The organism is Kitasatospora sp. NPDC004614, from assembly GCF_042873675.1.
Classification (GTDB): domain Bacteria; phylum Actinomycetota; class Actinomycetes; order Streptomycetales; family Streptomycetaceae; genus Kitasatospora.
The window spans coordinates 249984-259622 of sequence record NZ_JBIALR010000001.1 but is presented as its reverse complement, the minus strand read 5'-3'; the positions used below and the strand labels follow the sequence as shown (position 1 = coordinate 259622).

Genomic DNA, 9639 nt, shown 5'->3' with positions numbered 1-9639 from the left:
ACGTCATCAGGGCACGTACGCCTCGACGGCGACGGCCAACTCGACCGGATCCGGCCCGGGAGCCGCCGCGCCGGCCGAGGCGGTCCCGCCCGCCACCAGCACCCGGCCGTCCGTCAGTTCCACCACCGCGAAGCCGTAGCGGCCGGTGCCGAGCGCCCCGGTGGTCGTCCAGCTGCCGGCGGCGGGGTCGAGGACGGCGACGTGCCGGAAGCCCGTCTCGAACCCCGGCCCGCCCGTACCGCCGACCAGCAGCACCAGGCCGGAGCGCAGCGCCAGGCAGCGGTGTCCGCGGCGGCCGCCGCCCGGCAGGGGGCCGAAGGCGGTCCAGGTGCCGGTGGCCGGGTCCCAGATCTCGGCGGTGGCGAGGCTGCGCGGGTCGTACCCGGACGGACCGGCCACCGCGTCGCCGCCGGTGACCAGGACGCGGCCGTCGGCGAGCAGCGTGGCCTGGTGGCCCTTGCGGGCGGTGAGCAGGCTGCCGGTCGGCGTCCAGGTGCCGGCTACGGGGTCGTACAGCTCGCAGTGGGCGAGCGCCGCGTCCGGTCCGCCGGTCGGCAGCGCGCCGCCGACCACCAGGACCTTGCCGCCCTTCAGCAGGACGGCCCGGTGTCCGGTGCGGGCGTCGGTCATCGCCGGGCCGGTGGCGGACCAGGTGAGGGTGGCGGGGTCGAGCAGTTCGACGGTGGCCAGCGCCCGGCCATCGGCGCCGGTGCCGCCGGTGACCAGCACCCGGCCGTCGCCCAGCGCGGTGGCGGCGTGCCCGTGGCGGGCGGTGCCGAGCGCGGCGGTGGGCGCCCAGGTGCCCGGCGCCGGGTCGTAGACCTCCGCCGAGGCGAGGACAGCACCGCCGGCGCCGAGGCCGCCCGCGACGACCACCCGGCCGTCGCCGAGCCGGCTCGTGCTGTGTCCGGTGCGGGCGGTGGCCAGGCCGGCCGCGGCCGTCCAGGTCCCGGCGACCGGATCGAACAGCGCCACCGACCCCAGCGCCGCCCCACTAACGTCCGCTCCCCCGGCCACCAGCGCCTTGCCGTTGGCCAGCCGGACCGCCTCGATCTCCCGCGCGGGCACCGGCAGCGGGCCGACGGCCGTCCAGGCGCCCGACACGGCCGGCGAGCCGACGGACTCCTCCTCGGGAATGACGTGCAGCTGGCCCGCAAGAGCACCATCGAGGCCGATCCAGTCGGCGAGGGCGTCCTCGGCGGTGGCCCGGCTGCGGAAGGTCCCGCCGGTGCCGCCGGCCGGCGGGTGCGCCTGGACGTTGTTGCGGATGTTCGCGACCACGAACCGCCGGTCGGTGAGCTGTACGGTCTGGTCGGGCGCGAACGGCTGCCGCAGCTGCGACTCCCGCTGCGAGATCGGCGACCGGCTGGTGCTGCTGCCCTGGAGCAGCTGGCCGAAGATCGCGGGGCTGACGTTCTGAAAGCGCTTCGGCGCGGCGACGGCGGATCGGGCCGCCATCGGGACGACCCGGCGGGCGGCGGCGGCCGTCGCGGGCGCGCCGCTGTCGATGATGTGCAGCTCGTACCGGGCGCTGCGGCGCACCACCCGAGGCGCCAGCAGGGTGCCGGCGGCCGCGGTCAGCTCCAGTCCGGCGTCCTGGCTCTCGTACGCGGGGCGGGAGAGTTTGGCCGCGTCGTCCAGGTCCTGGAACTGAGCCATCGCGAACCTGTCGCCGGTGACGGAGACCCTGGCGAGGCCGCTGTCGGGCGCGGGTGCGATGCCGAACCGCCGTCCGTCGCTGGGCCGTTGGGCGCCGATCCGGTCCAGCCGGACGTCCAGCGGGATGGCCCGCTGGCGGACGAACAGGGTGCCGAGCGGGTGCAGCACCAACTGGTCGGTGGGGGGCAGCTGCCGGAGGGTGACCAGCGGGTTGAAGCCGCCGGTGGGCAGCTGGGTCTGCCAGCCCTCGATCTTTCCGAACTCCCCTGCCAGCAGCGGGAGTACGGCCACCGGCGGCAGGGTGGTGTTGTGTTCCTCGCCCCAGGTGATGTCGAAGTCGGCGGAGATCTCGAAGAACAGCAGCGAGATGGAGCCGCGGCCGTGCGCCCGCCAGGGCGCGGGGCCCTCCAGCGCGAAGTTCAGGTCGATGCCGAAGACGCCGACGCCGAAGGCCTTCAGGGTGACGCCGGCGGAGATCTGGATGGTGAACGCGAACGGCGAGAAGCGGAACAGCGCGTCGAAGGAGAGGTGGCCCTCGATACGGAACCCGCCGAAGCCGAGCCGGAGTTCGGCGGCCGCGCCGAACTGCACGGTGTTGCTGGTGACGGCGAAGTAGCCGGACACCCGGATCAGTTGGCCGGGCCGGTTGAGGATGTCCACGGAGAGCCGCTTGGGCACCGGGAACGGCAGTGGCGGCGGCTTGAAGGACGGGTGGAAGCCGCCGACGGTCAGCACGAAGTCCGGTGCGTCGCCCCAGGCGACCAGCAGGCCCATCCCGCCGTCGATGGTCATCGTCAGCACGTGCGAGTCGAACAGTTCGGCGAAGAACCAGAGCCTCGACTTGTCGACCTCCAGCGCGCCCACGAAGTTCACCTGGAGCGCCAGCAGCGGCAGGTCCTCGCTGGGCAGCAGGCACTTCAGCACGCCGAGGATGGCGATGTCCCCGGGCGGGATCTCGATGACCACGCCGAGCGAGACGCTGACCAGGGTGGGCGTCCCCCAGCCGATCTTCGCCATCGGCCCGATCAGGAACCGGCCCTGCTCGGGCGGGAAGAACTTACGCAGGTCGGAGAGGATCCGGGGGGCGTTGGCGATGACGTCCTTGGGGAACATCACCGATTCGACCGAGCCGGTCCGCACGCCCTCCGCCAGCGCTTGCAGGTTCATCGACCGGTTCAGCCCGATCAGGCCGCCGACCGCCAACAGCGTGAATCCGTAGCCGAGTTGGAGGCCGGTGGAGCCGAAGTCGGTGGTGATCACGATCAGCAGCGAGAAGCCGTTGCTGCCGTCGGGCATCCGGGTGCTGATCAGGCCGATCGCCTTGAGCTCGACCAGTCCGGCGAAGTCCAGGTCGAGGGCGCCCGCGTACTCGCCGTGGTCCGGGTCGAAGGACAGGAACCCGCCGCCCTTGACCGCCCCCGCGTCCACCGACAGGCCTACGCCCTTGGGCGGTTTGAAACCGAAGGTGAGGTCGACGGGGCCGAGGTTGCCGTCGCCGCCGGAGCGGAACGCAATGTTGGCGTTGAGGCCGACCTGCTCCACCACGGCCGTGACGGGGCCGAGCCCAGCGCGGAAGGACGCGCCGAGGCCGATCGGCAGCCCGTCCGGCCCGGGTGCGACGGAGATGGTGAGGCCCTGGATCTCCAGCGGGCCGAGTTCCAGGTGCGCGGGGAGCTGGATCTCCAGGTTGGAGGTGCCGCGGAAGTAGAAGCCCTGCCGGTAGGAGAGGCCGACCGTGAGGTCGGTGCCGAGGGTGAACCCGCCGGCGGGCAGCACGGCGCCGATGAAGCCGTCCGCGCCGGCCGGGGAGAGGACGAACTCCAGCCCCTCCAGGTCGAATTCGGCGAAGAAGTCGACGGCGTCGCCGACCAGCCGCACCCCGCCCCCGCCGCTGATCCGGCTCAGTTGCAGCCGCGTCCCGTCGGCCTGGCCGAACAGGACGCGCGGCTGGTCGGTCGGCCCGAACCGGTCCACCTGGACGTCGATCGAGCCCTTGGCGTGCACCGGCGCGGAGGACGACTCGAACCCGAGCACCATGTCGATGCCCCGGCCGGGGCGCACCAGCAGCGCGACGCCGCCCTGCAGGTCGAGGTCGCCGCGGATGGTGACGGCGATGTCCGGCCCGAGCTCGAACCGGAAGCCCTGCATCCCGGTGAACGAGGGCAGCAGCGCCAGCCCGGGCGGGGCGCCGTCGGCGGTGGCGGGCAGCGGCAGCAGCCGGATCGCGGCGGTCATCTCGGCCGAGGGCTGGACGCGCTGGAACAGCACGGCGGCCAGCGCCCTGGTCCGCGGCCCGAACGGGTCCGGCGTCGCGCCCTGGACGGCCAGCGCGGTGGACGGCACCACCCGCTCGCCCTTGACGTTGGCGCCGATGCTCCGCAGCAGATTGTCGAGCTGGTTGAGCACCTCCGGCTGGTCGAACGCGGCGGTGCCCCACCCGAAGGCGTCCTTCAGCACCTGAGCCGGGTCGGCGAGCGTCCGCGGCAGGTCGCCGAGGTCGAGGGCGAGGTGCTGGTACGGCGGCCGGTTCCCGGTGGGCGGGGCGTAGCTGGACTTCACCACGCCGAGGCCGCGCAGCGCGAAGCCCAGGTTGGGGTGATAGCGCTGCAGGTAGGTGACGACCAGGAAGTCGATCAGCTGGCCGGGGAAGAGCGTGAGGAACCCGTCCGCGCGCAGCGTGTCGGGGATGGCGGAGGCGGGCGCGTTGGCGATCGCCTGGATGCCCTTGACGAGCGCCTGCACGGCGCCGAGGGCCCGCTTGACGTCGTCCGGGGAGAACGACGCCGCCGCGGCGGCCCCGCCGTCGCCGACCGTGCCGTCGACGTTCAGCCCGCCGTCGCCGAGCAGCGAGTGCAGGCTGTCGTAGAGCGTCTCGACGGCGCCCCGCAGGTCGACGAAGGGCTGCGGGATCGCCGTGACCGTCCAGCCGAGGCGGCGCAGCAGCCCGGTGAACGCGGCGGGGGTGGCCAGCCCGTCGCGCAGCGGCAGCAGTGCCTGGCCGATCTCCGCCAGGATCCGTTCGAAGGTGCCCGGCTCACTCATGCTTCTTCTTCTCCGCCTTGGACTCCGGGTAGAACTTCCGGTCGAGGAGCGCGTGGAAGGTGGGGTCGACCCGGTTGACGATCAGCCAGGCGCAGACGTGGCAGAAGTCGGTCTCGTCCTGGCGCATCTTGCAGCGGCCGGTCGGCCGGTAGTGGGCGCCCGCGAAGGTGGCGCCGCCTTCGAAGATCCCGATCGTCCTGGCTCCCTTGCAGGGCGGGTCGAAGTCCGGGATCTTGAGCGGCGTGTCCTCCTTGGGGTTGGTGTCCTCGTGGTTCGGGTCCTGGTTGAGCGGGCTCTGGGTGATCTGGAGGAACTTGAGCACCTCCGGTTCCACCACCTGGAGCACCTGGTGCTGGTTGTCCTTCAGCGGGACGAAGACGATCGATCCCTTCACGAAGGTCGGGAACGGGGCGCTCCCCGCCCTGGTGAGGATGATCGCGCCCTCCGCCGGCAGCACCTGGCCGACGATCAGCCCTTCCATGTAGTGGGCGGGCGTGGTGTCCAGGGGGAGCTGCTGGCCGCCCGGTGCGATGCCGAAGTTGCGCACCCGCACCTCGGACAGCTGCGTCTTGACCTGCTGCCACTCCGCCGTGTTCCGGGTGCCGATGGTGAGTTTGAGACCCTGGACGGGGCTGGTCACGTTCACCGAGTCGGCCAGCAGCATCGCGGCGGTGCTGATCCGGGGCAGCTGGAACCACTTGACCTTTGCCGGGTCGATGCGCCGGTCCGGGGCCGGGGCGACCCGCAGGAAGCCGAGCCTGGCCACGTTGTCCCCGGGCAGGTCGACGGGTTGTTCCTCGTCGGGCCCGCCGTCGCCGCGGAACTCCTCGTACTCGTCGAGCAGATTGAAGCTGTGGCCGAACTCGTGGGCGACGGTTTCGACGACTCCGGCGAAGTTCACCTCGGTGTCGCCGGGCGGGTCGCGGCGCAGCTCCCGCTTGTCCGTGGCGTTGGCGTAGACGTACGAGACCCCCTGGATGCTGTTGACCGTCTGAGCGGTCACCGTCCGGACGTTGAAGTTGGTGCCGCCGTCCACGCCGTCGTTGACGATCAGGGCGATCAGGCCCCGGCTGGGCTGGAAGTGCAGGACGTCGGGCTGCCACACGGCGCCGACCGGGACGCTCGAGCTGGTGACCTTCAGGCTGCCGACGAAGCGGAGCAGCGTGTTGGCCACGTTGAGTTCCGAGGGGTTCATGTACAGCTCGGGCGGGTGCCGGCGGACGTCCAGGGTCAGGTTCCGGGTCGGCCTGTTCCGGTAGAACTCGTACACCCGGGCGACGAAGTCCTTGACCCCTTGGTCCCCGACCGTGTCGGCGGCGGGCCTGACCACCGGGCCGAAGCCCGAGAACCGGTCGCCGGGCCGGGGGCCGAGGCGGACGCCGAAGAAGGTGTCGCGGGCGTGCAGGATCCCGACCGACTGGTGCGCCTTCCAGGCCTTGATCAGGTCGTCATTGATCTTGGCCGGCTCGATGACGAGGTCCTGGGCCTGCCAGGTCGCCACCAGGTTGGTCCGCTGGTCGCCGCGCATCGGGAACCCGACCAGGTGGACCAGCTCCTCCAGGCTGTAGAGGTTGCCTCCGCCGATCTGGTTGGTCGGGATCGGGAAGCCGATGCCCCTCGCCTGGCCGGCGTCGATCCGCTCCTCGCCGGCGGCGACCCGGAATCCGCAGGTGACGGTGTGCTGCTGGGAGGCGGTGAAGGCCTTGAAGACGTTGAAGCTCTTGTTCAGCATGCCGTACGGCTCGTGCGCGGGCTTCTCGAACATCTCGTGGATGGCCCGGGTGACGATCGCGTCGAACTTCGGGCGGTCCTGGTCGCGGAACCCCTCGGCGAGGAACAGCACGTTGTGCTTGTCGGCCAGGGTCGTCAGGTCGTCGCCGCCCATCTCCCGGGTCACCGCGTGGTCGGCGGCGTAGTCGACCACCCACACGTTCAGCAGTTGCGCGCCGCCCAGGCCGGGGAACAGCCCGGACAGCACCCAGGGGGTGCCGGGCTGGGTGGGCAGCACGCCCCGCAGACGGCCGGTGGGCGACACGGCGAGCTGCCGGGCGTCGGCCGGCACCAGCTGGACGTACCCGTGGCCGGTGATGTCGCCGATCAGGTCCGTCCCGGTGCCGGGGTCGTCGCTGAACTTCGCGTACAGCGACGGCTGGGCGTGCGCCACGGTGGTGTCGAGCACGGTGGTGATCGAGTCGTTGCCGAACCACCAGCCGACCACCGACTTGTGCACCTGGAGCCGGCCGACGATGTACTGGCCGCCGGTCTGGGCCTGGAACAGGAAGACCCCGGGGGTGGTGGCCGTGACCACGCCGGTGGTGTTGTCGTACACCGGCACCCCGTCGAACCGGTGGCCCTTGTCGTTGAAAGGCGCGAAGAAGTCGACCGTGCACTGACGCGGCGGGACCGGGGTGATGATGAACCCGTTCGTCGCCGGCACCGCCACCCGGCGGGTGGCCAGCGAGAGGGTGAGCGGCGGCGTTCCGGTCAACGCCATGTGCAGGTCACTGTGCGGGAACAGCAGCAGATCGGGGGTGGGGTCGGGGGGGTGGGCCACGGAGGACCTCCTGTCCAATGCTTCGCAACCGTACTGACCGGCGCCGGGGAATTCGGCACGAACACGGCGTCAATGCCTCGAAAGAGGTCATTCGCCCCACTGATCGTCAGATCATGTACCACACAAGGGAGTTGAGCCCGATCACCATTCCACCCGAAGGCTGCGCGGGCTGCGGGTGGTGCCGCCCAGGCGCCACTCGACGGCCGCGCCCGGCTCGGCCAGGCGCAGGCCGGGGAGCCGGGTGGCGAGCCGTTGCAGGACCACCTGGAGCTGGGTCCGCGCCAGCCAGGTGCCCAGGCAGTGGTGCGGGCCCGCGCCGAACGCCAGGGTGGGTGCCGGCAGCGGCGCGAAAAGGTCGCCCGCCATGCCGTCCGGGAAGACCGCCGGGTCCCGGTTGGCGCTGCCGAGGCAGACCGCGACCGTCGATCCGGCCGGGATCCGCACGCCGCCGACTTCGACGGCCTCCACCGCCCGACGGGTGGTGAACTCGTCGTCACCCAGCTGGATGTGATGCAGCAACCACTCGGTGACCGTCCGCGCCCGCTCCTCCTCCGCGAGCTGCGGCCAGCTGCCGAGCCGCTCACCCAGCAGGTACAGCAGCGCGTTGGCGAGGACTCCCGCGACGCTGTCGCTGCCGCTGGCCGCCAGGCCGCCGAGCAGGTACGTCAACTGTTCCTCGGGGATCCCGCCGGCCTGGTCGGCGGCCTGTACCAGGCGGCTCGCCAGGTCCTCGCCCGGCCGGCGCCGTCGCTCGGCCAGCAGCGCGGCCGCGAATTGCGCGAACTCCCGCTGATCCGACGCCAGTTCATCCCCCGCTTCGGCGTCCTCGACGGTCAGGCAGGCGGCCCAGCGCCGCAACCGTCCGGGCTCCAGGCCCTCCAGGCCCATCAGTCGCTCCGCCACCGCGAACGGCAGGACGGAGGTGAGACCGGCGACCAGATCGCCCGGCGATCCGGCCGCCACCAGGTCGTCCAGCAACCGCCCGACCTCCGCCTCCGCCCAGGGCCGCCACTGGGCGACGGCCCGGACCGTGAACGCGCCCTGCGCGGTGCGCCGCAGGCGCTGGTGGTCGGATCCGTTCTGGTTGTAGAGCGACGCCGGATCGGTGGACACGTTGAGCGCGCCGCCACCCCCGGGCTCCAGGTCGCGGACGAACCGCGGATCGGTCAGCACCTGCCGCACCTCGTGGTACCTGGTCACCAACCAGGCCGCCGAGCCGTCCCGCAGGGTGGCCGACCGCGGCGGGGCCGACTCGGGTAGATCCAGGGCGTGCAGCGGCGGAAGTTGGGCGGGCATGGCACCTCCACGCGAGCGGCGGGATTTGCCGATTACGCTAGCTGATGGATCGTCAGATTTTCTTAAGGCGTGCCACGTCGGTTCCGCGTAGACCGCTCGCCCTGCGGTTAGCATCGAATCCCGTTCAGTTCGGTGACGATTCATCTGGAGGGCCGTTGAACCAGGAAAGATCCTTTGGTCAGACGGCCGAATTTCGCACCGTTCTTCGCTACGCTGCCTATCCCGCCCTGCTGTTCACCGTGCCCGCCTGTGCCGTGGCAACTCTCCACCAGCACTGGGACATCGGCCGCGTCCTCGCCGCGTTCCAGGCCGGCACCATCGGTTACCTCTGGGCCCTCGAGCGGCTCATCCCCTACCGGCGGGACTGGCACCCGGGCGGGCGTGAACTCCGCTGCTACGCCGTCTACTTCGTTCTGACGATGGTGGGCGGGGCACTCGGCCAACTGCTGGTCGCGGCGCTGGTCGCCCGGCTGGCGCCGCCGCATCCGACGCTTCCGCTCCGGGTGGAGATCCCGCTCGCCCTGCTCACCGGTTCACTGGCGAAATACCTCTTTCACCGATGGTCGCACCACCAGCCGTGGCTGTGGCGGCTGCACGGCGTCCATCACGGGCTGGACAAGGTGAACGTCACCAACAACGGCGTCAATCATCTGCTCGACGTCCTGCTCGGGCAGGCGTTGGTGCAACTCGCGCTGGCCTGGCTCGGTTTCTCCCGGGAATCCGTTTTCTGCACCTCGCTGTTCGTCGTCGCCCAGGGCTATTTCGTGCACGCGAACATCGATGTCCGAATCGGCCGGCTGAACCACGTGTTCGGCAGCCCGGAACAGCACCGGCTGCACCACAGCACCGTGTTGGCCGAGTCCGGGCACTTCGGCGCGGACCTCGCGATCTGGGACCACCTGTTCGGCAGTTTCACCTGGCGGCCGGGGCGCCGGCCGGTGGCGGTCGGACTGCACGACCCGGCGAGTTTCCCGCCCACCACCAGCGTCCTCGCCAGCCTGCTGCACCCCTGGCGCCCCGCCCCCGACGCCACCACCGGACCTTCCAGCTGACCCCACCCGTCCCCTGCCGGGGCGCCACGAGACACG

General features: G+C 71.6%; 4 protein-coding genes. 1 reads left to right on the top strand and 3 read right to left on the bottom strand.

Annotated features, from left to right (window positions below; translation table 11 throughout):
- Window positions 1–6: 6 nt before the first annotated feature.
- From ACFYST_RS01090 to ACFYST_RS01080, 3 genes are all read right to left on the bottom strand, one after another.
- Window positions 7–4701: a DUF6603 domain-containing protein gene (locus ACFYST_RS01090; RefSeq protein ID WP_387858997.1), complete on the bottom strand. Its 4695-nt coding sequence runs from the start codon at window positions 4699–4701 to the stop codon at window positions 7–9.
- Window positions 4694–7255 (bottom strand): hypothetical protein, encoded by a 2562-nt coding sequence (locus ACFYST_RS01085; protein ID WP_387858995.1) that lies wholly within the window; start codon window positions 7253–7255, stop codon window positions 4694–4696. Before ACFYST_RS01085 ends, ACFYST_RS01090 begins: the two co-directional genes overlap by 8 nt.
- A 141-nt stretch (window positions 7256–7396) precedes the next feature.
- Window positions 7397–8551 (bottom strand): cytochrome P450, encoded by a 1155-nt coding sequence (locus tag ACFYST_RS01080; RefSeq protein ID WP_387858993.1) that lies wholly within the window; start codon window positions 8549–8551, stop codon window positions 7397–7399.
- 155 nt (window positions 8552–8706) lie between these two features.
- Here ACFYST_RS01080 and ACFYST_RS01075 point away from each other — a divergent pair, with 155 nt between their 5' ends.
- Window positions 8707–9603: a sterol desaturase family protein gene (locus ACFYST_RS01075; RefSeq protein ID WP_387858992.1), complete on the top strand. Its 897-nt coding sequence runs from the start codon at window positions 8707–8709 to the stop codon at window positions 9601–9603.
- Window positions 9604–9639: the final 36 nt, after the last annotated feature.

Coding starts and splice junctions, on each gene's coding strand:
- ACFYST_RS01090 (WP_387858997.1), bottom strand. CDS start 4,701: ATGAGTGAGCCGGGCACCTTCGAACGGATCCTGGCGGAGATCGGCCAG.
- ACFYST_RS01080 (WP_387858993.1), bottom strand. CDS start 8,551: ATGCCCGCCCAACTTCCGCCGCTGCACGCCCTGGATCTACCCGAGTCG.